This is a genomic window from Rathayibacter sp. VKM Ac-2803 (assembly GCF_009807175.1).
GTDB lineage: Bacteria > Actinomycetota > Actinomycetes > Actinomycetales > Microbacteriaceae > Rathayibacter.
Genome location: NZ_WUCD01000001.1, coordinates 957,692 through 983,991, shown reverse-complemented (window position 1 = coordinate 983,991; position 26,300 = coordinate 957,692). Strand labels below are relative to the sequence as shown.

Sequence of the window (26,300 nt, the reverse complement as noted above, 5' to 3'; positions counted from 1 at the left end):
GTTTGAATGGGAGATGTGACCCCGATGCCGACAGCGTGCAGAGTGAACCGCGATCTCACCCTCGAGATCGCCGAGGCGAGTCCTGCCCCGATGGGTGTCGCTGAGGTCCGCGTCCGGCCCGCCTACGCCGGAGTCTGCGGCTCGGATCTGCACGCGGCGCGGACGGGCGCGTGGATCGAGTACTGGCCCGCGACGCTCGGCCACGAGGTCGCCGCGGTCGTCGTGGACTCCTCGGTCGGGACCTGGGTCGCCGGCGACCGGGTCGTCGTCGACTCGCGGATCCCCTGCCGCGCCTGCGCGGACTGCGCCGTCTCGCCCCGCTTCTGCTCCCACCTCACCTGGCTGGGCGAGTCGCGGCCCGGCGGCTTCGCCACCGACCTCGTCGTGCCCGCCACGAGTCTGCACGCCGTGCCCAGCGGCCTCCCGCTCGATGTCGCCGCGCTCGCCGAACCGCTCGCCGTCGTCCTGCGCGCCCTCGATGCGCTTCCCACCGGGGTCGAGCGGGTGCTCGTGCAGGGCTACGGCCCCATCGGCGCGCTCGCCCACCGCGTGCTCGCCTCCCGGGGGGTGGGGGTGAGCGTCACCGAGGCGCGTCAGGATCGACGGGAGCTCGCTGCGGCGCGCGGGGCGGAGCCGCTCGCCCGGGTCGACGCGGTGATCGACGCCGCCGGCTTCCCGGGCTCCGTGCTCGCAGCCGTGAAGGCCGTCCGCCGCGGCGGCACCGTCCTGGTCGTGGCTCTCGGACCGCACTCGATCGACCTCGTCGCCCAGGACCTCGTCGAGCAGGGAGTGCAGATCGCCACCTCTCTCGGCTTCGACGACGGCGACCTCCCGCGCGCGCTCGCCACCCTCGCCGCCGACCCGGAGGGCTTCGCCTCGGTGATCTCCACTCGCATCCCGCTCGACGAGCTGCCCGCCGTGCTCTCGGGCCGCGCCGACACCCTCGGCAAGCTCGTCGTCGCCTGCGCCCCCGAGGAGTCCGCCGCGTGAGCCGCCGCTACCTGATCACGGGCGGCACGAGCGGGATCGGCTCCGCCGTCGCCCGGCACCTGACAGCCTCAGGACACCGGGTCTGGATCACCGGGACGTCCGAGCGCACCCTCGGTGCCGCGCTCGGCGACGGAGTCGCCCTCGGCGGATCCGTCGTGGACGTGACCGATCGCGACGCCGTGGACGCAGCCTTCGCGGCAGCGGTCGACGAGCTCGACGGTCTCGACGGCGTCTTCTCGAACGCGGGCGTCGACGGCGAGGGGAAGCCCGCCGAGCAGCTCGACCCGGATCTCTTCCGCCGCGTGCTCGACGTCAACGTCGTCGGCGGCCTGCACGTCGCCCAGGCCGCGCACCGCACCCTCACGAGGCCGGGATCGCTCGTGATCAACGCCTCCGTGAACGCCGTGCGGCCGGAGGCGCACTTCGCCGACTACAACGCGAGCAAGGCCGCCGCCCTCTCGCTCGCCAGGTCGCTCGCACTCGAGTGGAGCGCCGAGGGACTGTCGGTGACGGCGGTCTGCCCGGGGTACTTCCCGTCGCGGATGACCGCGCCCTACCTCGGCGATCCGCAGATCGCCCAGGAGCTGCTCGAGCTCATCCCCGCGAACCGCTTCGGTCGGGAACGGGAGATCGGCGCCCTGCTCGAGTTCCTGCTCGGCCCCGACGCCGGCTACCTGACCGGCTCCGCCATCACCGTCGACGGCGGCCGCAGCATCTGACGCCGCACGACCCCACCCGACGAACCCGAGGAGAACCATGACCGAGAACACCTCCCCGCTCCTGGAGCGAGGGCTCTGGAGCGCCATGGACGCCGCCGCGCGCGACGACCTGCTCACCCGCGGGCTCGAGAAGATCTTCGACCCCGCGCTCCGCGAGTCCGTACTGGAGATCGTCGAGGACGTGCGTCTGAACGGCGACGCGGCCCTCGTGCGCGCCCTCGCGAAGTTCGACGGAGTCGAGATCGAGCCCGCGCAGATCCGCGTCAGCCGCGCCGAGTTCGAGGCCGCCCGGGCCGCGCTCAAGCCCGGGATGATCGACGCCATCCGCGAGTCCATCGCGTTCGTGCGCCGCTACAACGAGCAGATCCTCGCGCACGACGCCGACTGGATGTTCGAGACCGCCCCCGGCGTCATGGTCGGCGAGCGCACCAGCCCCATCGAGAGCGCGGGCCTCTTCGTGCCGAGCGGCAAGGGCTCCTACCCCTCTGTCCTGATCCAGCTCGCCACTCCCGCGGTCGTCGCCGGCGTGCAGAGGATCGCGGTCGTCGTACCCCCGGTGGCCGGCAGCGGCGGCAGGGTCGACGACGCGGTGCTCGTCGTCGCCGACGAGCTGGGCATCGAGGACGTGTTCCGCGTCAACGGACCGGCGGGAGTCGCGGCGCTCGCCTTCGGCACGGAGAGCATCCCGGCCGTGCGCAAGGTCTGCGGACCGGGCAGCCCGCCCGTCGCGAGCGCCCAGATCGAGGTGCAGCGCTACGGCACCCCCAGCGTCATGCTGCTCGGCCCGAGCGAGAGCCTCATCCTCGCCGACGACTCGGTCGACGTGCGCCTGCTCGCCGCCGACCTGCTCAACGAGGCCGAGCACGGCCCCGACTCGTCGAGCGTGCTCGTGACCGACTCGCAGGAGCTCATCGACGCCCTCCAGCCCGAGATCGCGAAGCAGCTGGCCGAGCTGCCCGAGCCGCGCAGGGGCTACGCCGCGCTCTCGCTCGGCACCAACGGCGGCGCCGTCCTCGTCTCGAGCCTGGAGGAGGGCGCCGAGGTCGCCAACGCCTACGCGCCCGAGCACATGCAGCTCGTCGTGCGCGCCGAGCTCGAGGACGCCGTCCTCGACCTCATCCACGACGCCGCCGAAGTGCTGCTCGGGCAGGACACCACCGTCTCGATGGGCAACTTCGTCCTCGGCGTGCCGGCCTCTCTGCCGACGAGCGGCTACGCGAAGGTCTCGAGCGGCATCACCGCGCACGCCTTCCGCAAGAAGCGCGCCATCGCCAAGTCGACCAGGGAGGGTCTCGTCGCCCTCAGCGGCACCGTGCTGGCCTTCACCGAGCACGAGGGATTCCCCGCGCACGGCAAGGCCGTCAGCGCGAGGCTCTGAGCCGTGCGTCTGCGTGAGGCCATCGACTTCGTCGGGATCGGGCGAGCGGGCGATCGCGGTGCGTTCCGACGGATCCTGACCGTCGACGACCTCCGCTCCGCCGCCCGGCGGGCGCTCCCGCGGAGCGTCTTCGACTACGTCGAGGGCGGCTCGGATCGCGAGCTCGCGCTCACCGGAAACGAGGCGGCGTTCCGCGGGGCCCGCTGGCTGCCCCGGCAGGTGCAGGACGTCGCCTCCATCGACACCGGGACGACGATCGCGGGCGACCGGTGGGCGCTGCCCCTGGGCCTGGCGCCCACCGGCTACACCCGGATGATCGATCCGGCGGGCGAGGTCGCCGTCGCTCGCGCGGCGCGGACGTCTCGGATCCCGTACGTGCTCTCCACCGTGGGCAGCACCACGATCGAGGACGTGACCGCTGCCGCGGTCGCACCCTGGTCGCAGCTGTACGCGATGAAGGACCGCGATCTGACCGACGACCTCGTCCGGCGCGCCGTGGAGGCGGGCTCGCCCGTGCTCGAGATAGCGGTCGACACCGCCGTCTCCGGCAATCGCCTGCGCGATCGGCGCAACGGTCTCACCATCCCGCCGAAGATGACCCTGTCGACCCTCACCGACATCGGCATGAAGCCGCGGTACTGGACCCGGATGCTCCGGCACGAGGCGATGGACTTCGCGCAGGTGCGGGCGAGCGACCGCAACGGCGTCTTCGCCGGTGGCTCGATCGCCGACATCGGGGCCCAGTTCGATCCGTCGCTGAGCTGGGACGACGTGGCACGGATCCGCTCCCTGTGGCCTCGCACGCTCCTGCTCAAGGGCGCCTTCTCCCCCGACGAGGCGCGGCGCGCCCGTGACGCGGGCGTCGACGGGGTGCACCTCTCGAACCACGGAGGCCGCCAGCTCGACCAGCACGTCGCTCCGATCTCGCTCGTCGCGCCGGTGCGCGCCGCCCTCGGCCGCGACGCGATCGTGATCGTCGACTCGGGTGTGCGCTCGGGAGGCGACGTCGCCGTGGCGATCGCCTCCGGCGCAGACGCAGCATTCGTCGGCCGCCCCTACCTGTGGGCCCTGGCCGTGGGAGGCGAGGCCGGTGTCGAGCACCTCGCGGACATCCTCGGCGCGGAGTACCGGCGCACCCTCGCGCTTCTCGGTGCGACGAGCACGGCCGAGCTGCGGGCGAGGGGGCCGGAGCTGCTGCGAGGGGCGTGAGAGGCTGTGCCCGAGCATCGCCGGAGGGAGGATCGTCGTGACCGAGCCGCTCGCTCCCCGGGCCGTCGACCGCACCACGGCGATCGGACCGCGCATCCCCGCCCTGCGCAAGGGCATCGCGATCCTGCAGGTGCTCTCGAGCTCCGCCTCACCGGTCCCGGCGTCCGTCCTCTCGCGACGCATCGAGACCCCGCGGAGCACCACCTACCAGCTGCTGCAGGTCCTCGTCGACGAAGGCCTCGTCGTGCACATCCCCGAGTCGCAGGGCTACACCCTCGCCGTGGGGGTCTTCGAGCTCGGCTCGGCGTACCTCCGGCACCACGTCCTCGAGAACATCGGGCGTCCCGTGCTGAAGGCACTGGCGACCGGACTCGGTCACACCGCGCACATGGGCGTGCTGCACGGCCACGAGACGCTCTACCTCCTCAAGGAGCAGCCGCTCCGGCCGACCACGCTCGTCACGGCGGTCGGGGTGCGGCTCCCGGCGCAGCTCACGGCCTCCGGGCGCACGATGCTCGCACAGCTCTCCGACGCCCAGATCGCCGCGATCTTCCCGACGAAGGATCGCTTCGTCGACCGCACAGGAGCCGGCCCGGCGACACTGCGGGAGCTCAGAGAGCTCCTGCGCGCCGACCGTGAGCGCGGATGGTCGATCGAGCACGGCTCGACCACCGAGAACGTCACGTGCATCGCGGCGGCCGCCGTCGACAACGCCGGCCTGCCCGTGCTGAGCGTCGGGGTCTCCTTCTTCTCGGACAGGGTCCCGCAGGAGGACTACAGCGGGATCGCCGCCGAGCTGACCGGAGCCGCCGCGAGGTTGAGCCGCCGTTTCGGAGGGCTGCGGGGCGTCGGCACCTGAACCGGCGTGCACGCGCTCGACGGGTGGTTCAGCGCTCGACGGGGGTTTCAGCCCTTGACGGCTCCGCCGAGCAGGCCGCGGATGAAGTAGCGCTGCAACCCGAGAGCCACGACGACCGGGATGACCATCGAGAGCAGCGCGCCGGCGCTCACGATGTTCAGCCCGCCCCCCGTCGCCTGCACGAGGCCGGCGACCTCGACGGTCGAGGGCGCCGCCGGGTTGCTCGCCCCGAGGAAGAGCAGGGGGATGAGCAGGTCGTTCCAGGACCACATGAACTGCATGATCGCGAGCGACACCAGGATCGGCACCGAGGTGGGGAGCACGATCCGCAGGAAGACGGTGATCGTCCCGGCGCCGTCGAGCCAGGCCGCCTCGATGAGCTCGGCCGGGAAAGCGCGGAAGAAGGCGTAGAGCAGGTAGATCCCGAACGGCACGACGAAGCCGACCTGGTAGATCCAGATGCCCCAGATCTCTCCGGTGAGACCCAGCTGCGTGAAGAGCCTCAGCAGCGGGACGAGGGTGAGCTGCGGCGGAACCACGAGCAGGGCGACGGCGGTCATGAGGATCGCGATCCGGCCGCGGAACTCCATCCGAGCGAGCGCGTACGCTCCGATCGCGCTCACGGCGACCGTGAAGACCGTCGTGGGCACGGTGATCGAGAGGCTGTTGACCAGACTCTGGCCGAGACCGGCGGAGTCGAAGGCCTCGCTGAAGTTCAGCGAGGTGACGCGCGGCCGGGTGACGATCGTCCACCAGCCCGTCAGGGCGTTGTCGGCGCTGGTGCGCAGCGAGTAGACGAGCAGCCCGACGATCGGAGTGATCCAGGCGACGACGACGGTGATGAGCACGGCGTGCAGGAGGATCCTGGCCGGGCGGACGGGGGTGCGGCGACGGCGCGGCGCGGCGAGTGCGGCGGTCATGTCAGCTCCTCTCTGCCCGGAACTGCCGGACGTTGATGACGATGATCGGGACGGCGACGACGAGCAGCAGCACCGCGATGGCCGAGGCGTGCCCGTAGTCGCGGGCCCGGAACAGCTCCGAGAACATGCGGTTGGCGATGACGTCGGTGTTGAAGGCTCCGTTGGTCATCGTGTAGACGATGTCGAAGACCTTGAGCGAGAAGATGAGCTGGGTCGTGTAGACGACGCCGAGGGTGGGCGCGATCTGCGGCACGACGATCCGGAGCAGGCTGCTCACCTCGCCGGCACCGTCGAGCGTCGCGGCCTCCAGCACCGACGAGTCGAGGTTCTTCATCGCGGCCGACGACATCAGCATGCAGAGCCCGACCGACATCCAGACGCCGACCGCGATCAGGGAGAACGTCGTGATCGAGGGATCCGAGAGGAACGCCACCGAGTCGAGACCCACCAGGTTGAGCAGCGCGTTCAGCGTGCCGGTCTGCGCGGCCCCGGTCGGCTGGTACGCGTAGACGAGACGCCAGATCACGGCCGCGGCGGTGAACGAGATCGCGATCGGCAGCACCATCACGGTGCGCACGAGCCATTCGTAGCGCACCCGCTCGGCGAGGGCGGCGAGCAGGACACCGAGCACGAGGGTGACCACCGGCAGCACGACGATCCAGATCAGGTTGTTGACCAGGACCGGCAGGATCGTGTCGCTGAAGGCCCAGGCGTAGTTGTCGAGGCCGACGAAGTCCGCACCGTCGGCGTCCAGGAAGCTCATGACGACGGTCTGCAGGAGCGGATAGAGCAGGATCCCGCCTCCGAGGGTCACCGGGATGACGAGCCAGACTGCGGCGCGGGCGGACTCCTGCGCGCGCGACGAGCTGAAGAGGCGCACGGCGCGCTCCCCCAGCGCGAGCCAGAGCACGAGCGCGATCGGCACGGCGACGAGCCCGACGAGGGCCGTTGCGAGCGGTGCGAGGTTCATGGGATGTCTCCTGCCGGGTGAGGGGCTCGGAGCGGCAGGGAGGGTCGCTCCCCCCTGCCGCCCGGCCGGGTCAGTTCGCGGCGACCGCGGCGTCGACGGCCGCGAGGTTCTGATCGAGCGAGGCGGGGTCCTGCACGAACTCCGCGACGGTCGTGTAGAAGGCCGCCGTGACCGCGCTGGGGGTCGAGGCGATCGGGAAGGGCACGAGCTGGTCGGAGCCGGTGAGCAGCTGCTCCGAGACGCCGGCGAGGATCGAGTTCGGGAACGCCTCGGCGTCGATGTTCGCGTTCGCGCCGATCCAGTTGCCGGTCGAGGCGATCAGATCGGACGACTCGACGGAGGCCATGTACTCCATGAAGGCCGCGACCTCGGGGCGATCCGCGAAGGCGGTGAAGACGGTCCCGCCGTAGCCGTTCGCTCCGGCGTACTCGGGCGTGATGGAGGGCATCTCCATGAAGTCCAGGTCGGTGCCCGGCTCGAGCGAGGGGTCGCCGCCCAGGATGATCGAGGCGGTGTAGGTGCCCCAGTGCTCGAGTGCGCACTGCTGCGGGTCGGTGTACATCCCGGCGCCGACGGCACCCGGGTCGGTCGTGAGGACGGCGTCCGGGCCGCCGAGCACGGTCTGGTCGTCGGCGACGACCTCGCCGAAACGGGCGAAGGAGGCGCGGACCTCGTCCGAGTCCCACGCGTGGGTGCCGTCGGCGAGACCCGTGAGCAGGTCGGGACCGAACTCCTTGAGCATGAGGTTGAAGACGAAGTAGGAGCCCGGCCAGCCGGTGTTGGCTCCGGCGCTCAGACCCATGCACCACGCCGCCGTGCCGGAACCCGCGAGCGAATCGGTGTAGGCGGTGAGGTCGTCCCAGGTGAGGTCCTCGGGTGCGGGGCCCTCGTAGACCGACGGGTCGTACCAGATCATGTAGTTGTCGACCATCGTCCAGAGCCCGTAGTTGCCCCCGTCGACGGTCGTCGAGTCGATGAACCCCGGTGCGTAGTTGTCGGCGATGACGTCCTCTCCGATGAGCTCGTTGAGGTCGATCGCGTCGGAGCCCGCGTACTCGTTCACCGTGCCGAGGTTGCCCGCGGCGACGACGTCGATGGGGGTGCCCGCCGCGAGGGAGGTCTGCTGGAGCGTCTCGTAGTCCTCGTTGCCCGTGAAGTCGATCGTCACGCCGGTCGCCTCCTCGAAGGGCGCGAGGGTCGAGAGGAAGCGCTCGCGCTCCTCGCCGCCCCACGTGCCGACGAGCGACACCGTCGTGCCCTCGAGGTCCTCGCCGTCGGCGATGGAGGCGGCCTTGTCGACGGCCGCCGCGACGAGGTCGGCCGGCAGTCCGGAGGCGCCGGCGGAGGTGCCGGTCTCGGCGACCTCGGCGTCCACGCAGCCCGTGAGGGTCAGCGCGGCGATGCCGGCGACCGCAGCGGCGATCGTCAGCGAGCGGGTGTGGCGGTGAGTCATGATGCATGCTCCTCGGAGCTCGGTGGAAGGGATGAGGCGGTGCGGGGACGTGCGGTGGTGCGGGAGGACGAGTGGTGCGGGGCGGGAGGGACGGGGTGCGCGCGGATCAGGCGGCGGACGGCGCCGCGCGCAGCAGCGGCGTGAGGTGCTCGATGGCTGCTCGGATCTCCTGCACGGGCGTCGCGATCGCGTCCACCTCGAGCAGGACGGGGTCGGTGAGGCCCGCGGCGGTCATGACCTCGGTCCACGCGGCCCAGTCGACGACTCCGGTGCCGGGCACACCGCAGAAGGCGCGATGGGCGACGTGCACGCTCTCGTCGAGGGTCAGGTCCCACGAGATCGTGCCGGTCGAGTCCTTCCAGTGCGCCGAGACGAGGCGGTCGCGATGCCGGCGGGCGACGGCCACCGCGTCTCCGCCGCCGAGGGTGATGTGCGCGGCGTCCGGGCACAGTCCGACGTAGAACGGATCGGTGGCGAGCATGAAGAGGTCGATGTCGCGCTCGAGCCACATCGCCGAGTGCGACTCCGTGTGCAGCCCGAAGCGCAGGCCCGCGGCGTGCGCGACGCGGCCCACGTCGTGGAACGGGTCCGAGAGCGCCTGCACGGTGCGCAGGTCGACCGGCACGGCGTCGACGCTGCCGCGGGTGCTGCGCAGGGGAGCGCTGCCGATGAGCGCGGTCGCTCCGGCCTGCGCGAGGAAGTCGGCGTAGGCGCGCACGTCCTCGAGCAGCGCGCTGCGACGCTCGGTCGCCAGCGCCTCCGGGCGCTCGAGCGCCGGGAGGTAGCCGCCGCAGACGCTCAGCCCGCGACCGCCGAGCTCGTCGAGGAAGGCCCGGGTCGACCCGTAGGCGGCCGCTCCTGTGCGCCAGTCGAAGGGGGCGAAGGTGAGCTCGATGGCCGAGACCCCCGAGGCGACGATGCGGTCCAGCAGGACGTCCCACAGCTCTCGCGGCTCCTCGGCGCCCCTGCGGACGACGGCCTCCACGCTCTCGAGTCCGAAGACGTCCTCGTGCCAGAAGGCGAACAGGTCGACGCCGAAAACGGGGGTGTGCTGGTCCATCTCGTCCCATTCGTCAGGAGTTCCGGCGAGTCCTCGTCCGGCTGGGATGGAGCATAGGAGCGCCTCGAGGGCGCCGTCCGGGGCGCCCCGGGATCGCGAGTCGGCCCGAGGCGTCGGTGAAACACCGGGGAAACATGCTCGTGACAGGGGCGACACGGACCGCGGGGCGCGCCGGCCGAGAAGCCCGGGAATCCGGGCATCGCCGAATCCGATGCGTCGCTTCGGCTCGTTCGTTACGGTCGGATTAATTGTGCGCAGCGGGTGCCGTAAATCGCCCGCCGCTCCGGATCAGAGGCTCGGCGCAGCGTCCAGCTCGCTGCCCGAGAAGAGCAGAGCCTGCACCTCGTCGAGGCACGACCGGAGCGCACCGTGCAGGATCGCGGAGGGCGACCCGAGCTCCGATGCGGCGAACCGGCTCGCCGGAGCGGTGCCCGCCCGCGCCAGCTCCCGCTCGAACGCCGGCACGAACACCTCCTGGAGCTCGGCGAACGCACCGTCGAGCACGATGAGCTCGGGCGCGAGCGTCCACGCCAGGATCGCGAGGCCGGGCGCCAGCTCCTCGGCGAGGCGCTCGGCCGAGGCGCGTGCCGAGGGATCCCCGGAGCGGACCGCCGCGACGAACGCCGCGGCCCCGGCACTGCGCTCCGCATCGTCCCCGCCGAGTCCGCCCAGGACGTGGCGGTCGAGGGCGGCGAGGCCGTAGCGCTCCGCCCAGACGATCTCACCGGCCACGCCGTCGTGCCCGCGGAACAGCTCGCCCCTGAGCACGATGCCGAGTCCGACCGTTCCGCGGTCGGCGCGCAGCCGCACGAAGTCGTCCACGCCGCGCGCCACGCCGGCCATCCGCTCGCCGAGCGCCGCGAGCTTGGCGTCGTTCTCGACGCGCACCGGGCAGTCGAACATCGCATCGATCTCGCGGGCGATCGAGAACCGCGACCACTCCGGGATCGTCATGGGCAGGTCGACGAGGCCGTCGTCGCGGACGATGCCGAGGGTCGAGACCGTCACCGCCAGGACGGCCTCGGCACTGCGACCGCTGGCCGCGAGGGCAGCCTCGATCGCCGTGCGGAGCACGCCGATCCGCTCCGGGCGCCGCAGGCCCCGGGGAGTCGCGACGGCGTGCTCGACGATCGGCGCACCCGAGAGGTCGGCGACCGTGACGGTGATGTCCTCGAGATCGAGACGCACGGCCACGATCGCTCCGCTCGCGGAGTTGAAGGCGTAGCGGCGCGCGGGCCGTCCCCGCCCTCGGCCGTCCCGGCGCTCCGGCTCGACGTCGACGACCCACTCCCGGCGGCCCAGGTCCTCGAGGATCGCCTCGGTCGTCCTCCGCGAGAGGCCCGTCGCGCGGCGCACCTCGTCGATCGTGAGCGTGCCGCCGTCGTACAGCGCGCGCAGGGTCAGCGACGCGTTGACCGTGCGGATGCGACGCTGGTCGACTCGTTGCACGCTGCCGCTCCGTCCCGGGGCGGACGCCCCGCCCTCATCGTAGGGACCGCCGGAACCGGGCCCGGACCGCCTCAGAGCACCCGCGGCTCGTGCGCCGGTCCCTCGGCCAGGAGCCGCACCGCCGACCGCGCCCGCTCGGCGAAGGCCCCCGCCTTGCGGCTGAGCGGCTCCCCCGATCGCGTCGCGAGCACGATGTCGAGGCCGGGGACGTCATCGAGCAGGGGACGGGTCACGAGTCGTCCCCCGTCGTAGCTGCGCCCGACGGCGGGCCGCTGGTTGAGCAGCGCGAAACCGTGCCCGCGGGCCACCATCGCGCGCACGGTCTCGAAGCTCGCGAAGCGGTAGCGGATGTGGGGACTGAGTCCGCGCTGCGCGAAGAGCCCCACGAAGTAGTCGCGGCTCACCGGCATGTCGAGCAGGATCATGGGCCGCGCCGCCAGCTCGTCGAGAGTCAGGCCGTCGCGCAGCGCGAGCGGATCGTCCTCGGCGACGGCGACGGAGACGGGGGCGGTCGCGAGCAGCTCCTTGCTGATGCCGTCGCCGAGCCCCAGGTCGTAGGTGAGCGCGATGTCGATGGCGCGGTTGCCGAGGGCCCGGGCCACCTCGTCGGCGGTGCCCTCCCTGACGCGCGCCTCGATGCCGGGGTGGGTCCGTTCGAGATCGTGGATGATCTGCGGCAGGTAGAAGGGCGCGAGCGTCGGGAAGCAGGCGGCGTGGAGGGGACCGCTCAGGGCGTCGGGCCGGAAGGCGTCGAGCGTGTCGTGGACGGCGCCCAGCACCTCCCTGGCCCGGGTCAGCAGCTCGTCTCCCGCCGCCGTGAGCTGGAGGCCCTTCACCCGGTGGCGGATGAAGAGCTGGGTCTGGAGCGTCCGCTCGAGGTGCTGCACCGCGGTCGAGACGGCCGACTGCGCGACGAAGAGCTCTGCGGCCGCATCCGTCATCGAGCCGAGCTCGGCGGCGCGGGCGAAGTAGTTGAGCTGGGTGAACGTGAACTCGGGCCGTCCTGCCACGCGTGTCTCCTTCCGACCGACCGGCGAGGGCCGCTGCGCATTTCCAATGTGTTACGCCGATGTGAACCCGGCGTTGCATCCGAATTTCCGATGTTCACGATACCCGAACGCTATTTGCCGGGGCGCTCCGAGGCATCCCAGGATGAGTGCGCAGGGCGCTGGGCCAGGCAGCGCGACAGATCAGGACGCGACCTCACAGGGGGCCCGCGCCGTGAGCCGCAGCATCGAAGTGGAGCCCCATGCAACCCGAGAAGTTCGAAGTCGTCGTCGTCGGCGCAGGCCAGGCCGGCGTCGCCATGAGCGAGCACCTGCTGGACGCCGGAGTGCCGCATGTGGTGCTCGAGCGCGACCGCATCGCCGAGCGCTGGCGCACCGGGCGCTGGGACTCGCTCGTGGCCAACGGTCCCGCCTGGCACGACCGGTTCCCCGGCCTCGAGATCGCGGGCGTCGATCCCGACGGCTTCGCCACCAAGGACCAGATGGCCGAGTACTTCGCCGCGTACGCCGCGCACATCGGCGCCCCGGTCCGCACAGGGGTCGAGGTGCTCTCGGTCACGCGCCTCGAGGGGCGACCGGGCTTCCGCGTCGTGACCTCGACGGGCGAGATCGAGGCGCGCTTCGTCGTCGCCGCGACGGGACCGTTCCAGACCCCGGTCGTGCCGACGAACGTGCCCGCGGACTCCGGTCTCCACCAGATCCACTCGAGCACCTACCGCAGCCCCGCGCAGCTGCCCGACGGAGGAGTCCTCGTCGTCGGCGCAGGCTCCTCGGGCGTGCAGATCGCGGACGAGCTGAATCGCTCCGGCCGCAGCGTGCACCTCTCCGTCGGCCCGCACGACCGACCGCCGCGCCGGTACCGCGGTCGCGACTTCGTCTGGTGGCTCGGGGTGCTCGGCAAGTGGGACCTCGCCGCGCCGCCCGCCGGCGCCGAGCACGTGACCATCGCGGTCAGCGGAGCGCACGGCGGCCGCACCATCGACTTCCGCGACCTCGCGGCGAACGGCATCACGCTCGTGGGCCGCACCGGCGCCTACCACGACGGCAGGCTCGCCTTCGGCACCGACGTCGGGACGAACATCGCGCGGGGAGACGCGAACTACCTGACCCTGCTCGCCGAGGCCGACGCCTACGTCGCCGCCAACGGACTCGACCTGCCGGAGGAGCCCGCAGCCCACGAGCTCGGCCCCGAGCCTCGCTGCGTCACCGATCCCCTCGCCGAGCTCGATCTCGCCGCCGCCGGCATCACGAGCATCGTCTGGGCCACCGGATACGCGACCGACTACTCGTGGCTGCGCATCGCGCCCGAGGCGTTCGACGACCGCGGGCGCCCCGTCCACCAGCGCGGCGTCTCGATCGAGCCCGGCGTCTACTTCCTCGGCCTCCCCTGGCAGTCGCGCCGCGGCTCCAGCTTCGTCTGGGGGGTCTGGCACGACGCCCGCTTCGTGGCCGACCAGATCGGCATCCAGCGCAGCTACGCGCAGTACGACCCCGCCTCCCCCACCCTCGACCTCGTGACCGGAGCCGCCCGATGACCACGCACACCCGCATCCGCCCCTTCAACACCCGGGAGACGTATCCGGAGCAGAGCCTCGACAACGATCTCTGCCAGGCGGTCGTGGCGGGCGGCGTGGTCTACCTGCGCGGTCAGATCGGACAGGACCTCGACACCCGCGAGAGCGTCGGCATCGGCGACGTCGAGGCGCAGGCGGAGAAGGCCATGGCCAACATCGATCTCCTGCTGCGCGAGTCCGGGAGCAGCCTCGCCGACATCGTGAAGGTCGTGGTCTACCTGACCGACATCCGGTACCGCGAGCCGGTCTACCGCGTCATGGGCACCTGGCTCAAGGGCGTCCACCCGGTCTCGACCGGACTCGTCGTCCAGGCGCTCGCACGACCGGAGTGGCTCGTCGAGATCGACGCGACCGCCGTCCTCAGCGAGCCCGCGTCGTGACCGTCTCGCTGGTCGCCCGCGATCCCCTGACCGGAGCGCTCGGCATGGTCGTGAGCTCGTCGAGTCCCGCCGTCGCCGCACGCTGCCTGCACCTGCGCGCGGGCGTCGGCGCGGTCGCGTCGCAGAACGTGACCAATCCCGCGCTGGGCACCGCGCTGCTCGACGCACTCGAGGCGGGCGTCGACTCCGCGACCGCGCTCGCGGCCGTTCTCGCCGATGAGGCGTTCCCGCAGTACCGCCAGCTCCTCCTCGTCGACGCGTCCGGACGGACCGCCCTCCACTCGGGCGACCGGGCACTCGGGCTCCACTCGGCCGTCCAGGGCTCGTCCGCCGCCGCGGCCGGCAATCTGCTCGCTCACGACGGCGTTCCCGGCGCCATGCTCTCGGCCTTCCACGCGAGCACGGGGTCGACCCTGGAAGAACGTCTGCTCGACGCTCTGCGCGGCGCGATCGAGGCGGGCGGCGAGGCGGGCCCGGTCCGCTCCGCGGGACTCGCCGTCGTCGAGGACGTGCCGTGGCGGGTCACCGACCTGCGCGTCGACGACGCCGACGACCCGGTCACCGAGCTCGAGCGCCTGCTGGGCGTCTGGCTCCCGCAGAAGCTCGACTACCGCCGTCGCGCCCTCGACCCCGAGGCCGCACCCTCGTACGGCGTGCCGGGCGACGAGTGAGCGCCTCCGACCGCAAGCGGCGCGTCGCGGCTCACGTCGACGCGGGGCTCGACGCGCTCCTGCGGATCAGTCACCGTCTGCACGCGGAGCCCGAGACGGCCTGGCGGGAGCACGCGTCGGCGGCGCTGCTCGCCGAGGCGCTCGAGGAGCGCGGCTTCCTGGTGGAGCGAGGCGCCGCCGGACTCGAGACGGCCTTCACCGCCGATCACGGGCCCCGCGACGGACGCCCGGTCGTCGGGATCGTCGCCGAGTACGACGCCCTGCCGGGGCTCGGTCACGCCTGCGGGCACAACGTCATCGCCGCGGCCGCGATCGGCGCCGCCGCGGCCCTCGCCGACGCCGGAGTCGCCGTGCGTCTCCTCGGCACTCCGGCCGAGGAGGGCGGGGGCGGCAAGATCGCGATGCTCGAGGCCGGATGCTTCGACTCCCTCGCGCTCGCCATGATGATCCACCCCGGCCCCGCCGACGCGGTGTACGCGCGACCCCGCGCCGTCGCGCACTTCGACGTGCGCTACCGCGGCGCCACCGCGCACGCCGGCGCCTACCCGCACCTGGGCCGCAACGCCGCGGACGCCTTCACGATCGCCCAGGTCGCGATCGGACTCCTCCGGCAGCAGCTGCCGACGTCGATCCGCGTGCACGGCATCGTCACGGCCGCCGGCACCGCCCCCAATGCCGTCCCCGACCTCGCCGAGGGATCCTGGTACGTCCGCGCCGACGACCTGGCCGAGCTCGACGACGTCTTCCCCCGGGTGCGGGCCTGCTTCGAGGCGGGTGCCCTGGCCGCAGGCGTCGAGTGGGAGCTCACGGAGACGAGCCCCCGCTACGCCGAGTTCCGCAACGACGACCGGCTCGCCGAGCTCTTCGTCGCGAACGCCGCCGCCGTCGGCCGCGACATGGACCTGGACGAGGCCGGCCCGCGCGGCATGGCCACGGCCTCCACCGACATGGGCAACGTCTCGCAGCGGGTCCGCGCCCTCCACCCCTACCTCGGCATCGCCTCGCTCCCGGCGGTCAACCACCAGCCGGCGTTCGCCGCCGCCGCCGCGACGCCCGCCGCCGACCGTGCAGTGCGGGACGGCGCCGTGCTGCTCGCCCAGACCGCGATCGACGCCCTCGAGAACCCGCACCACCAGGAGGACCACCATGCGCACCCGTGAGGACTGGGCTCGACTCGCCCGCTCGATCGAGCCCCGCCGCCGTGCCTTCATCGACGGATCGCCCGTCGACGCCGCCGACGGCGGCACCTTCGACACCCTCGACCCCGCGACCGGTCTCGTGCTCGCGAGCGTCGCCCGGGGCGGAGCCGAGGACATCGACCGCGCCGTCGCCGCCGCGCGCCGCGCCTTCTCGGCCGGATCGTGGTCGCGCAGCGCTCCGGCGCAACGCAAGGCCGTCCTGCTGCGCCTCGCAGACCTCGTCCGCACCCACGCCGACGAGCTCGCGCTGCTCGACACTCTCGACGGCGGCAAGCTCATCGCCGACACGTCGACCGTCGACATCCCCGGCTCCGCGCACATCCTCCAGTGGTACGCCGAGGCGATCGACAAGCAGTACGGCGAGGTCGCGCCGACCGCTCCCGGCGATCTCGCGATCATCACCCGCGAGCCGCTCGGCGTGATCGGCGCGGTCGTCCCCTGGAACTACCCGCTCGAGATGGCGATCTGGAAGCTCGCTCCCGCTCTCGCCGCCGGGAACAGCGTCGTGCTGAAGCCCGCTGAGGAGTCGCCGCTCTCGGCGCTGCGGCTCGCCGAGCTCGCGATCGAAGCGGGCCTGCCGGACGGTGTGCTCAACGTCGTACCCGGGCTCGGCGACGAGGCGGGGCAGGCGCTCGGCCGGCATTCCGACGTCGATGCGATCGCCTTCACCGGCTCCACGGCCGTCGGCAGGCTCTTCCTGCGCTACGCGGGCGAGTCCAACATGAAGCAGGTCTGGCTCGAGGCCGGCGGCAAGAGCGCCGGCCTCGTCTTCGCCGACGCCGCCGATCTCGACCTCGTCGCCGACAGAGCGGTCGCGGGGATCTTCGGATGCTCGGGCCAGGTCTGCTCGGCCAACTCCCGCCTCCTCGTCGAGGCCCGCATCGCCGACGAGCTCCTCGAGCGGATCCGCCTCCGCGCCGCCGCTCTGCGCGTCGGCGATCCCCTCGACCCCGCGTCGACCATGGGTCCGCTCATCAGCGCGAAGCAGCTCGAACGCGTCCAGCGCTACGTGGACATCGGCCGCAGCGAGGCCGGACTCGCCTTCGGCGGAGGCCGACTGCATCTCGAGTCCGGCGGCTACTACCTCGAGCCCACGGCCTTCCGCGACGTGCCCGCCGGCGCGGTGATCGAGCGGGAGGAGGTCTTCGGCCCGCTGCTCGCCGTCTCGACGTTCACCGAGGAGTCCGAGGCGATCGCGCGGGCGAATGCGAGCGAGTTCGGACTCGCCGCCTCGGTCTTCACCGACAGTCTCTCCCGCGCCCGACGGGTCGCGTCGGCGCTGCAGGCGGGTACCGTCTCGGTCAACACGGTCGACGCACTCGACGTCACCGTTCCGTTCGGCGGAGTGAAGCAGTCGGGCTTCGGACGCGATCTGTCGCTGCACGCTCTCGACAAGTTCACGTCGCTCAAGACCACCTGGTTCGCCGGGCCCGCGGAGGGATGACCATGGCCTACGACACTCCGGATCTCGTCGACGTCCTCGTCCTCGGCGGCGGCACCGCCGGAATCATCGTCGCCTCGCGCCTCAGCGAGGACCCGTCGCTCAGCGTCGGCCTCGTCGAAGCGGGCCCCTCCGACGCGGACGAGCCTCGCGCGAACTCGATCCGCCGCTGGGCCGAGATGCTCGAGGGCGAGTACGACCTCGACTACCGCAGCGTGCCGAACGCGCGGGGCAACTCCTTCATCCGCCAGTCCCGGCTCCGGATCCTCGGCGGCTGCTCGACGGCGAACACGATGATCACCTGGCGCCCGCTCCGCGGCGACATGGACGAGTGGGTCTCGCTCGGCGCCGACGGCTGGGACTACGAGACCATGTCGGCGACGTACGACCGGCTCCTGGCACCCGTCACGCCCATCCCGCCCGAGGACCGCAACCCGTACCTGCAGGGCGTGATCGACGCCGCCGTCTCGGCCCTCGGCGTCGACGAGAAGCCCTCCTGGAACGATCACGAGTTCGTCCAGGGCGCCGGCTACTTCGAGATCGGCTACGACCCCGCGACGAATCAGCGGTCCTCCGCCTCGCACAGCTACCTGCGACTCCACGGCGCCGAGCACCGGCCGAATCTGCACATCACCCTCGACGGACTCGTCGTGCGTGTGATCGTGGAGGACGGTCGCGCGGTCGGTGCGCTCGTTCGCACCCCCGACGGTGTCCGGGAGCTGCGCGCGCGCCGCGAGGTCGTCCTCTCGTGCGGCGCCATCGACAGTCCCGCCCTGCTGCAGCGCTCCGGCATCGGACCTCGAGCCGTCCTCGAGGCAGCGGGCGTGCCGGTGCACGTCGACCTTCCCGGTGTCGGCGAGAACCTGCAGGACCACGCGGAGGGTCTGGTCGTCTGGGAGGCGCGCACCGAGCGCCCCCCGATCAGCGCGACCGGCTGGGACGCGGGCTACGTCATCGCGATCGACCCCGACAGCACCCTGCCCGACGTCTCGACGCACATCCCGCTCGAGACCTGGGGCGTGCACGCCGAGCGAGCGGGCTTCACGCTTCCGGAGGGCAGCATCTCGCTCGTCCCGAACGTCGCCAAGCCGCGCAGCCGCGGGCGGGTGTGGATCACCTCGGCCGACCCGGATGCCGCCCCGTCGATCGACTACAACTCCTTCAGCGACCCGGCGGGCCGCGATGAGCGGATGCTCGTGGCGGGCGCCCGTCGTGCCCGGATGGTCGCGCAGCACGAACCGCTCGCCTCCCTGATCGTGCGCGAGGTGTTCCCCGGCCCCGACGCGCAGACGGACGAGGAGCTCTCGGCCGCGCTCCGCGCCACGCACCAGACCGTCTACCACGTCTCGTGCACGGCCAGGATGGGCGCCGACGCCGACCCGCTCGCGGTGCTCGACCCCCGTCTCCGGGTCCGCGGCGTGACGGGGCTGCGCGTCGTCGACGCCTCCTCGTTCCCGACGATCCCCGCGCTCAACCCGGTCGGCGTCGTCATGACGCTCGCCGAGCGCGCGGCCGAGCTCATCCGGGACGATCTCGCGGCACCGCCCACCGGGTGACCTCCGACTGTCTGCGATCTCAGACGGAGGAGCATCGCCGGCTGCGCCCGCGTCCGCAGGAGAGGCTTTGCTGAATGCCATGACTGATCGAGCCGACGCCCCCACCCCCACCGTCGCGGAGGCCGTCGCGGACGTCGTCGCACAGCGGAGCCCGGTCGTGTTCGGCCTCATGGGCAACGGCAATGCGCACTTCATGGCGAGCCTCACCGGCCGCGGCCACCGGGTCGTGACGGTGCGGCACGAGACCGCCACCGTCATCGCCGCGCACAGCTACACCCTCGCGGGCGGCGCGATCGCCGCGGCGACCGCGACCTACGGCGCGGGATTCACCAACCTCCTCACCTCCCTCGCCGAAGCGCGTCTCGCCCGCATCCCCGCGGTCGTCGTCGTGGGCGACGCGCCTCGCACCGGGCCGCGCCCGCAGGACATCGATCAGATCGGTGCGGCGGCCGCCGTCCACGTGCGGACGCTCGTCGTCGACCGAGGGAACGCCGTCGCACAGACCGAGCTCGCGTACGAGATCGCCCGCCGCGATCGCGTCCCCGTCATCGTCGCCCTGCCCTACGACCTCGTCGACGCACCTCTGACCTCCGCCGTCGAGGTGGCGCCGCTCGAGCAGGGCGCCGTGCTGCGCGCGCACGAGATCCCCGCCGCGCCCGCCGTCCCGGCCGAGGTGGCCGCCGGGATCGCCGCGCGCCTGCTCGCCGCAGAGCGCCCCCTCGTCCTCGGCGGGTACGGCGCGGTGCTCGCCGGAGCCGGCGGCGCGCTGCGCGAGCTCGGAGACCGGGTCGGCGCACTGTTCGCGACCTCGCTGATGGCCCACGGGCTCTTCGAGTCGCCCTGGGACATCGGCATCGCGGGCGGATTCTCGACGGAGGAGGCCGCCGCGCTGATCGGCCGGGCGGACCTCGTCCTCGTCGTCGGCGCGAGCATGAACCTCTACCAGATGCGCTACAACGGCCTGATCGCCGCCGATTCCCACGTGATCCAGATCGACACACTGGCCGCGGCGACGCACGACCGGGTCGACGAGTTCCACCGCGCGGACGCCCTGGACTTCGCGAGGACGCTCCTGGAGGCACTCCCCGCGACGCCGCTCGACGGGTGGCGTCACACCGCTGTGCTGCCCCGGCGCGGAGCCGAGGAGTTCCCGGAGTTCGCCGCCGACGGCCTCCTCGATCCGCGCCCCGTGATGGCCGCCCTCGACGGCATCCTCCCCGAGGCTCGGTCGATCACTCAGGACAACGGCCACTACATGGGCTGGGCGCCGCGCCATCTCCGCGCTCCCGACCCGCAGGCCATGCTCCTGCCCGGTCTCGCGCTGCAGTGCATCGGTCTCGGCATGGGCTCCCTCCTGGGCATCGCCGAGGTGCGGAACGACCGCCTGCCCGTCCTCGTCACCGGCGACGGAGGCCTCCTCATGGAGCTCAGCGAGCTCGACACCGTCGTGCGGGAGCTGCCGTCGGCGCTGATCGTGGTGATGAACGACGCCGCGTTCAGCATGGAGGTGCACCAGTACGGAGTGCGCGGCCTGGACGTGTCGGCGATGAGGTTCGCGCGGGTCGACTTCGCCGCTCTGGGCCGCGCCATGGGAGCACAGGGGGCTCGGATCGAGTCACTGGCCGACCTCGAGGCCGTGCGCTCCTGGATCGAGGGAGGCGCCGAGGGCGTCTTCGTCGCGGACGTGGCGATCTCGCCCGCTGTCGTCGCGGACTGGCTGACGCTGAGCAATCGCTACAACGGGGTGCCCGCACCGGAGTGATGCGCTGACCGGTGTCGACGGCCGTCTCCGGTCCTTCCTCCATGCCAGGCGCGCGGGGGTCAGCCTGACGGTGCGAACGTGAGCGAATGTCAGTGGTCGCTGATTAGCTTCTCGTATGGAGATGATCGGAAGAGCGGACGCGGTACTCGCGGAGGTGCGGGAGTGCGGTGACGGTGTTGCGGGCGAGGACCGCGCGATGGCGCCGCGGCTGCTCGCCACGGCCGAGCGCCTCTACGCGGGGCATCGCAGGGCGCTCGAGGCTCAGGAGTCGTTCGCGCGGGGGCTGCGCCTCTCGCGGAGCGAGGCGAACGACCTCGCCGAGCGCTCGATCCGGGCCGAGCTGGCCGTCGCCCTCGGCACGTCGGAGTGGGCCGTGTCGCGCAGACTCGAGCACGCGCAGCTGCTCGTCGAGGACCTCCCGCTCACCCGCGCCGCTCTGGCGGGCGCGCGGATCCTCTGGCAGTCCGGCGAGCTGATCTGCCGGACCGCCTCGACCCTCCCGCCCGAGTCCCGCGCCGCGCTCGACGAGCGTGCCGCCGATGCGGCCCTCACGATGACGCCGACGCAGCTGCGACGCGCGCTCGCGCGGTGGCGGGAGCAGCTGCACGAGCAGCCGCTCACCCAGCGGCACGCCCGCGCACGCGAGGACCGCGCCGTGTGGCTGACGCCGGAGGTCGACGGAATGGCGACGCTGACCGCGTGCCTTCCGGCGCCGGCCGCTCTCGGTGCCTACCACCGCCTCGACCGGATCGCTCGGAGTCTCCGCGACGGCGACGACGGGCCTGGGGACGAGCGCACCCTCGCGCAGCTGCGCGCCGACGCCCTCGCAGACCTGCTCTGCGACGGGGACATCCTCGGCACCACGCCCGTCTCCGACGAGCAGGCCCCCGCGCCGACCTTCGTTCCCGGGGTACGAGCCGAGGTGCGACTGACGCTCCCCGCGACGACCGCCGCCGGGCTCGATGACGCCACCGCCGACCTCGACGGGTACGGCCCGATCCCCGCCGACGTCGCCCGCGCGCTGGTCGATCGCGGCGCATCCTTCACGCGGGTCCTCACCGACCCGGTCACCCGTACCGTCGCCTCCGTCCGCCGCACCCACCGCGTCCCGCCGGCGCAGATGCGGCTGCACCTCCAGCTGCGCGACCAGACCTGCCGCTTCCCCGGCTGCACCCGCCCCGCGTCCACCGCCGAAGCCGATCACACGATCGAGTGGCGCAACGGAGGCGAGACGGCGCTCGAGAACCTCGCGTCGCTCTGCACTGCCCACCACCACGTCCGCCACGGCGACCGCTGGACCTACGTCCTGCATCCCGACGGCACCACCGACTGGACCACTCCCACCGGACGCCACGTCACCACCCGGCCACCCGCCCTCCCCGGCAGCCCACCCGGCCCACCACCCCGGCCCCGCTTCACCGACGCACCACCACCGTTCTGAGCACCCCGCCGCGGCCGCTTCGCAACATTCACCGCACCGCGCGCCCTCGGCCCAGCGCGCCCTGCCCGCCGCCGTCAGCACCGATGCCGTCAGCACAGATGCCGTCAGCACAGACCGGTCGCGCCCCGCCGCCCAGCGGGTCTCGCCGCCGTTCGGGAAGTGCAGCACCGTGAGCGCGTCACAGCCGTCCACCTCGGCGAGCGCGTCTGCTGCAGGGAGAGCACCTCGAGTGAGCTTCCGCACGCGTGGAGGAGGAGGGCGGCCGCCTCCGCCGACCCCACCTCAGCCACGGTCCGCAGCGCTCGCCCTGATCGAGCTGGGCCGCTCACGGAGCGACGGCCCGCTCACAGCATCCCGGTCAGCACGCCTCCGTCGGCGCGGAGGGCGGCACCGTTCGTCGCCGACGAGAGCGGGCTCGCGAGGTACACGGCGAGGGTCGCGATCTCGTCGGGCTCGAGGAAGCGCTCGAGCAGGGACGTCCGATTCCCGCCCGCGATCTGCGCCCTCACGTCGCCCTCGGCGAGCCCGTTCGCGGAGGCGAGGCCCCGGACGGCGGCGGCCACGCCGTCGGAGTAGGTCGGCCCGCCCAGGATCGTGTTGACCGTCACTCCCGTGCCCCGGGTGAGCTTGGCGAGACCGTTGCCCAGAGCGAGCATCGCCGCTTTGCTCACGCCGTAGTGCACCATGTCGGCCGGCACGTTCACGCCCGACTCGCTGCCGATGAAGACGATGCGGCCCCAGCCGGCGTCGATCATCCGCGGGAGCAGCGCTCGCGACAGGCGCACCCCGCTCATCAGGTTGACGTCGAGGACGCGCGCCCACGCGGCGTCGTCGACATCGGCGAACGGCGTCACGTCGAAGAGTCCGGCGTTGTTGACGAGGATGTCCACGCCCCCGAGCGCGTCGAGCAGCCGCTGGGTCTCGGAGGCGTCGGCGAGATCGGCCGCGATGCCCGAGACCTCGCCGCCCGGCACCTCCCGCTCGAGCCGACGCACCGCCTCCTGGACCCTGCGGTCGTCCCGGCCGTTGATCACCACCGCGGCACCCTCGCGCAGGAGCGCCCGCGCGATGGCGCAGCCGATCCCCTGGGTCGAGCCGCTGACGAAGGCGCGGCGGTGCGCGAGCTGGAGATCCATGACAGTCCTGACGGTCGATTAACTTGCTTGAGCAAGCAGTACCGTACGGTCGAACAGTTGCTCCGTCAAGTGACGGGTAGACTCCGGGCATGGCCGAGAACCGCCCCGATCACCGCCCCCTCGCCGGCGCCGACCTCGAGACCTGGGCAGCACTCGCGACAGTGCTGGAGTGGCTGCCGCCGGCACTCGACGCCGACCTCGTTCGCGACTTCGAGCTCACCCACTTCGAGTACGGCATCCTCTACGCACTGGGCGCGGCGCCCGACCGCGCGGTGCGGATGAGCACCCTCGCCGACTTCGCGAACAGCTCGCTGTCGCGACTGTCCCGCGCGGTGTCGCGGCTCGAGGCGCGCGGCTGGGTCCGCCGCAGCCCGGACCCCGCCGACGGCCGCTCCACTCTGGCCGCTCTCACCGACGACGGCGGCGCGATCCTCACCGCCGCCACGCCGGCGCACGAGGCGGCGGTCAGGAGGCTCGTCCTCGACCCGCTCACCGGCGCCCAGCGCCGTCAGCTGAAGGAGATCGCCCTGCGGATGCAGCGGGCCGTCCGGGAGCGCGCGGGGTGGCGGGCATGAGCGCCCCTCGTCGGCCCGACATCGCGGCCGTCGAGCTGATCGGCGGTCGGGAGGCGCTCCGGGTCGGGCTGCACCCCTCCGACGACCGCTGGCCCGGTCTCTACGAGCAGCACCGGCGCCGCATCCTCGATGCCCTGCCCGACGTCGAGGTCGAGCACATCGGCTCCACCTCGGTCCCCGGCCTCGCCGCGAAGCCGATCATCGACATCGTCGTCGCGGTGGCCGACATCACCGCCGAGGAGGACTACCTCGACGCCCTCCTCGAGGCCGGCTACGAGCTCCGCGTCCGCGAGCCGGGTCACCGCCTCGTGCGGACGCCCGAGCGCGACGTCCACGTCCACGTCTACGGACGCGGCGCCCGCGAGATCGACGACTACCTCCTGCTCCGCGACCGCCTGCGCTCCGACCCCGCCGAGCGCGCTCTCTACGAGAGCACCAAGACCACGCTCCTGGGCCGCCCCTGGGACGACATGAACGCCTACGCCGACGCCAAGACCGAGGTCGTGCTGGCCATCCGCGAGCGAGCGCGCACCGCCCGCGACGCCTGAGCGCGCCTGGGCTCAGCCCGCCTGGATGGCGTGCAGCCCCGCGTACACGCCCTCGGCCGCGAGCAGCTCGTCGTGCGTCCCGCACTCGACGACCCGGCCCGCGTCGAGCACGACGATCCGGTCGGCCGAGCGGATGGTCGACAGCCGGTGCGCGACCACCAGCGTCGTCCGTCCCGCGCGCAGGCGGAGCAGCGCCTCCTGCACGAGCTGCTCCGACTCGCTGTCGAGCGCGCTGGTCGCCTCGTCGAGGAGCAGGATGCGCGGGTCGCGGATCAGCGCGCGGGCGATCGAGATCCGCTGCCGCTGACCGCCCGAGAGGCGCGCGCCCTTCTCGCCGAGCAGGGTGTCGAGGCCGCGCGGGAGGCTCTCGACGAGGTCCCACGCGTTCGCGTCCCTGAGCGCCCGGCGCACCTGCTCGTCGTCGACGTCGTCGAGTCCGTAGGTGACGTTCTCGCGGATGCTGCCCGTGAAGAGCACCGAGTCCTGCGGCACGACCGACACCGCTCGGCGCACCCGGCGCAGATCGAGGGTGTTCATGTCGACCTCGTCGAGCAGGATCCGCCCCTCCGTCGGCCGGAGGAACCCGAGCGCGAGGTTCAGCACCGTCGACTTGCCCGAGCCCGAGCGCCCGACGAAGGCCACGGTCTCGCCGGGGCGGACGTCGAGGTCGAGGTCGAGGACGGCGGGAGTGTCGGCATCCGGATAGCGGAACGCCACCCGCTCGAAGCGGAGCCGGCCGACCACGCGCGAGGGCGCGGCCATGCCCTCGTTGCGCTCGATGTCGGGCTCCTCGAGCACCTCGGCGATCGACCGGAGCGACTCGCGGCCCTTCGTGATGATCGGCGCGAGGTTGAGCAGGTTGACGATCGAGTTGGTCAGCATCACGAAGTAGGTGCTGAGGAGGACGACCTGGCCCGCCGTGACCGGCAGCAGCCCGGTCACCGAGATGAGCGCCGCCCCGATCAGGCACGCGATCGACAGGAACTGGAAGGCCACCCACGCGAGGGCGGTGAAGCGGCCGTTCAGCACGTCGAGCGAGAAGCCGGAGTCGCGCACCGTCTGCGCGCTCTGGTTCATCCGCCGCGTCGCGACGCCCTCGAGGCCGTGCGCGCGGGTGATCGGCAGGAGCGACGCCATCTCGCCGACCTGCGACGAGAAGTGCTCGACGTCGCGGCGGAACCGCTCGTTGCGCGTCGCCGAGCGCTTCCGCACTCCGGCGACCAGCAGCACGGAGAGCGGCACGACCAGCACGAAGAGGATCAGGAATCCGGGCACCTGCACGGCCACCACGGCCAGTGCGCCGAGGATGACGCCGAGGGCGCTGAGCAGCGGGTTCGCGCCCTGCTGCAGCATCAGCTCGACGTTCTCGACGTCGCGCACGACCTTGGTCTGCATCACCGACGAGCTCGAGCGCGTGTGGAAGCCGATCGACAGCTCCTGGAGGCGGTGGGCGAGCTGGTTGCGCAGGGAGACGCCGAGGTCGCGCACCGTCGACATGAACAGGCGCACGAAGAGCTGCGCCGCCGGGTAGTTCAGCGCGACGAGGACCAGCGCACCGGCGCCGAGCCCCAGCAGGGTCGCCGGGGATCCGCCGGCCACGACGGTGTCGATCACGGCCGACGTGATGACGGGCAGCACCCAGATCGGGCTGTCCTTCACGAGGTAGGCGAGCACCGCCACGAGCAGCCGCCACCGGGCGGGGCGGAGCGAGGCGACGAGCCCTCCGAGAGGCCGTCGCGCGGTGATGACGGGATGCAGCCCCCGCGGATGACGTCTCTGGCCCACGATGTCATCGTAGGCACACCGGGCCCCGCGCGGGAAGACCGGCGAGCGCTCTCCGCCCGCTTTCGGACCGGGAGAGCCGCGGATCGCGGCCCTGGTCACGATCATGACAACGATGGTACAAATCTCTTGACTCGCCGTCGGAGCCCCGTGTACCGTCCCCCGGAGACAGGGCAGCCGCCACACGGCTCGGTCCGTCGGTCAAAGACGATCACGAAGGA

Annotated in this window: 23 protein-coding genes; 15 read left to right on the top strand and 8 right to left on the bottom strand. The window is 72.4% G+C overall.

Annotated elements, in window-relative coordinates:
* Nucleotides 1–42 precede the first annotated feature (42 nt).
* Genes GRS96_RS04550 through GRS96_RS04530 form a run of 5 tightly spaced genes read left to right on the top strand, consistent with a single transcriptional unit; the run spans nt 43 to nt 5,155 of the window.
* Complete coding sequence (locus GRS96_RS04550; RefSeq protein WP_159987837.1) at nt 43–990, top strand: zinc-dependent alcohol dehydrogenase; 948 nt, start codon at nt 43–45, stop codon at nt 988–990.
* Nucleotides 987–1,709 carry an SDR family NAD(P)-dependent oxidoreductase gene (locus GRS96_RS04545; RefSeq protein ID WP_159857794.1) on the top strand — a complete coding sequence of 241 codons (723 nt, stop codon included), beginning with the start codon at nt 987–989 and terminating at the stop codon, nt 1,707–1,709. The genes GRS96_RS04550 and GRS96_RS04545 overlap by 4 nt, the downstream gene beginning before the upstream one ends.
* A gap of 37 nt (nt 1,710–1,746) precedes the next feature.
* Nucleotides 1,747–3,087: a histidinol dehydrogenase gene (hisD, locus tag GRS96_RS04540; protein WP_159857796.1), complete on the top strand. Its 1,341-nt coding sequence runs from the start codon at nt 1,747–1,749 to the stop codon at nt 3,085–3,087.
* Nucleotides 3,088–3,090: 3 nt separating this feature from the next.
* On the top strand, nt 3,091–4,296 hold the full coding sequence (locus tag GRS96_RS04535; protein ID WP_159987836.1) for an alpha-hydroxy acid oxidase: 1,206 nt from the start codon (nt 3,091–3,093) through the stop codon (nt 4,294–4,296).
* Nucleotides 4,297–4,333: 37 nt separating this feature from the next.
* Nucleotides 4,334–5,155 (top strand): IclR family transcriptional regulator, encoded by an 822-nt coding sequence (locus tag GRS96_RS04530; protein ID WP_204162030.1) that lies wholly within the window; start codon nt 4,334–4,336, stop codon nt 5,153–5,155.
* Nucleotides 5,156–5,202: 47 nt separating this feature from the next.
* Here GRS96_RS04530 and GRS96_RS04525 read toward each other — a convergent pair whose 3' ends face one another.
* The 6 genes from GRS96_RS04525 to GRS96_RS04500 all read right to left on the bottom strand — a co-directional run bounded on the left by GRS96_RS04525 (nt 5,203) and on the right by GRS96_RS04500 (nt 12,017).
* Complete coding sequence (locus GRS96_RS04525; RefSeq protein ID WP_159987835.1) at nt 5,203–6,075, bottom strand: carbohydrate ABC transporter permease; 873 nt, start codon at nt 6,073–6,075, stop codon at nt 5,203–5,205.
* Nucleotide 6,076: 1 nt separating this feature from the next.
* Nucleotides 6,077–7,045: a carbohydrate ABC transporter permease gene (locus GRS96_RS04520; RefSeq protein WP_159987834.1), complete on the bottom strand. Its 969-nt coding sequence runs from the start codon at nt 7,043–7,045 to the stop codon at nt 6,077–6,079.
* 70 nt (nt 7,046–7,115) lie between these two features.
* Nucleotides 7,116–8,498: an ABC transporter substrate-binding protein gene (locus GRS96_RS04515; RefSeq protein ID WP_159987833.1), complete on the bottom strand. Its 1,383-nt coding sequence runs from the start codon at nt 8,496–8,498 to the stop codon at nt 7,116–7,118.
* A 106-nt stretch (nt 8,499–8,604) separates the two neighbouring features.
* Nucleotides 8,605–9,558 (bottom strand): sugar phosphate isomerase/epimerase family protein, encoded by a 954-nt coding sequence (locus GRS96_RS04510; protein ID WP_159987832.1) that lies wholly within the window; start codon nt 9,556–9,558, stop codon nt 8,605–8,607.
* A gap of 288 nt (nt 9,559–9,846) precedes the next feature.
* Entirely contained in the window at nt 9,847–11,007 is a 1,161-nt protein-coding gene (locus GRS96_RS04505; RefSeq protein WP_159857808.1) for an ROK family protein, read from the bottom strand.
* 71 nt (nt 11,008–11,078) lie between these two features.
* Entirely contained in the window at nt 11,079–12,017 is a 939-nt protein-coding gene (locus GRS96_RS04500; RefSeq protein WP_159857810.1) for a LysR family transcriptional regulator, read from the bottom strand.
* A 239-nt stretch (nt 12,018–12,256) separates the two neighbouring features.
* Here GRS96_RS04500 and GRS96_RS04495 point away from each other — a divergent pair, with 239 nt between their 5' ends.
* The 8 genes from GRS96_RS04495 to GRS96_RS04460 all read left to right on the top strand — a co-directional run bounded on the left by GRS96_RS04495 (nt 12,257) and on the right by GRS96_RS04460 (nt 22,038).
* Nucleotides 12,257–13,549: a flavin-containing monooxygenase gene (locus GRS96_RS04495; protein WP_159857812.1), complete on the top strand. Its 1,293-nt coding sequence runs from the start codon at nt 12,257–12,259 to the stop codon at nt 13,547–13,549.
* A complete protein-coding gene (locus tag GRS96_RS04490) occupies nt 13,546–13,968 on the top strand; it encodes a RidA family protein (RefSeq protein WP_159987831.1) in 423 nt (140 codons plus the stop codon). Before GRS96_RS04495 ends, GRS96_RS04490 begins: the two co-directional genes overlap by 4 nt.
* On the top strand, nt 13,965–14,639 hold the full coding sequence (locus GRS96_RS04485) for a DUF1028 domain-containing protein (protein ID WP_159857816.1): 675 nt from the start codon (nt 13,965–13,967) through the stop codon (nt 14,637–14,639). Before GRS96_RS04490 ends, GRS96_RS04485 begins: the two co-directional genes overlap by 4 nt.
* Nucleotides 14,636–15,799 carry an amidohydrolase gene (locus tag GRS96_RS04480; protein WP_159987830.1) on the top strand — a complete coding sequence of 388 codons (1,164 nt, stop codon included), beginning with the start codon at nt 14,636–14,638 and terminating at the stop codon, nt 15,797–15,799. Before GRS96_RS04485 ends, GRS96_RS04480 begins: the two co-directional genes overlap by 4 nt.
* Nucleotides 15,786–17,282: an aldehyde dehydrogenase gene (locus tag GRS96_RS04475; RefSeq protein ID WP_159987829.1), complete on the top strand. Its 1,497-nt coding sequence runs from the start codon at nt 15,786–15,788 to the stop codon at nt 17,280–17,282. Before GRS96_RS04480 ends, GRS96_RS04475 begins: the two co-directional genes overlap by 14 nt.
* A gap of 2 nt (nt 17,283–17,284) precedes the next feature.
* Nucleotides 17,285–18,835 carry a GMC family oxidoreductase gene (locus tag GRS96_RS04470; RefSeq protein ID WP_159987828.1) on the top strand — a complete coding sequence of 517 codons (1,551 nt, stop codon included), beginning with the start codon at nt 17,285–17,287 and terminating at the stop codon, nt 18,833–18,835.
* Between the two features lie 79 nt (nt 18,836–18,914).
* Entirely contained in the window at nt 18,915–20,597 is a 1,683-nt protein-coding gene (locus GRS96_RS04465) for a thiamine pyrophosphate-binding protein (protein WP_159987827.1), read from the top strand.
* 121 nt (nt 20,598–20,718) lie between these two features.
* Entirely contained in the window at nt 20,719–22,038 is a 1,320-nt protein-coding gene (locus GRS96_RS04460; RefSeq protein WP_159987826.1) for an HNH endonuclease signature motif containing protein, read from the top strand.
* Between the two features lie 344 nt (nt 22,039–22,382).
* Here GRS96_RS04460 and GRS96_RS04455 read toward each other — a convergent pair whose 3' ends face one another.
* A complete protein-coding gene (locus GRS96_RS04455; protein WP_159987825.1) occupies nt 22,383–23,174 on the bottom strand; it encodes an SDR family NAD(P)-dependent oxidoreductase in 792 nt (263 codons plus the stop codon).
* A gap of 89 nt (nt 23,175–23,263) precedes the next feature.
* Here GRS96_RS04455 and GRS96_RS04450 point away from each other — a divergent pair, with 89 nt between their 5' ends.
* Together GRS96_RS04450 and GRS96_RS04445 are read left to right on the top strand one after the other, a co-directional pair.
* Nucleotides 23,264–23,749 carry a MarR family winged helix-turn-helix transcriptional regulator gene (locus GRS96_RS04450; protein WP_159857830.1) on the top strand — a complete coding sequence of 162 codons (486 nt, stop codon included), beginning with the start codon at nt 23,264–23,266 and terminating at the stop codon, nt 23,747–23,749.
* On the top strand, nt 23,746–24,297 hold the full coding sequence (locus GRS96_RS04445; RefSeq protein WP_159857832.1) for a GrpB family protein: 552 nt from the start codon (nt 23,746–23,748) through the stop codon (nt 24,295–24,297). Before GRS96_RS04450 ends, GRS96_RS04445 begins: the two co-directional genes overlap by 4 nt.
* 12 nt (nt 24,298–24,309) lie before the next feature.
* Here GRS96_RS04445 and GRS96_RS04440 read toward each other — a convergent pair whose 3' ends face one another.
* On the bottom strand, nt 24,310–26,082 hold the full coding sequence (locus GRS96_RS04440; protein WP_236553561.1) for an ABC transporter ATP-binding protein: 1,773 nt from the start codon (nt 26,080–26,082) through the stop codon (nt 24,310–24,312).
* Nucleotides 26,083–26,300: the final 218 nt, after the last annotated feature.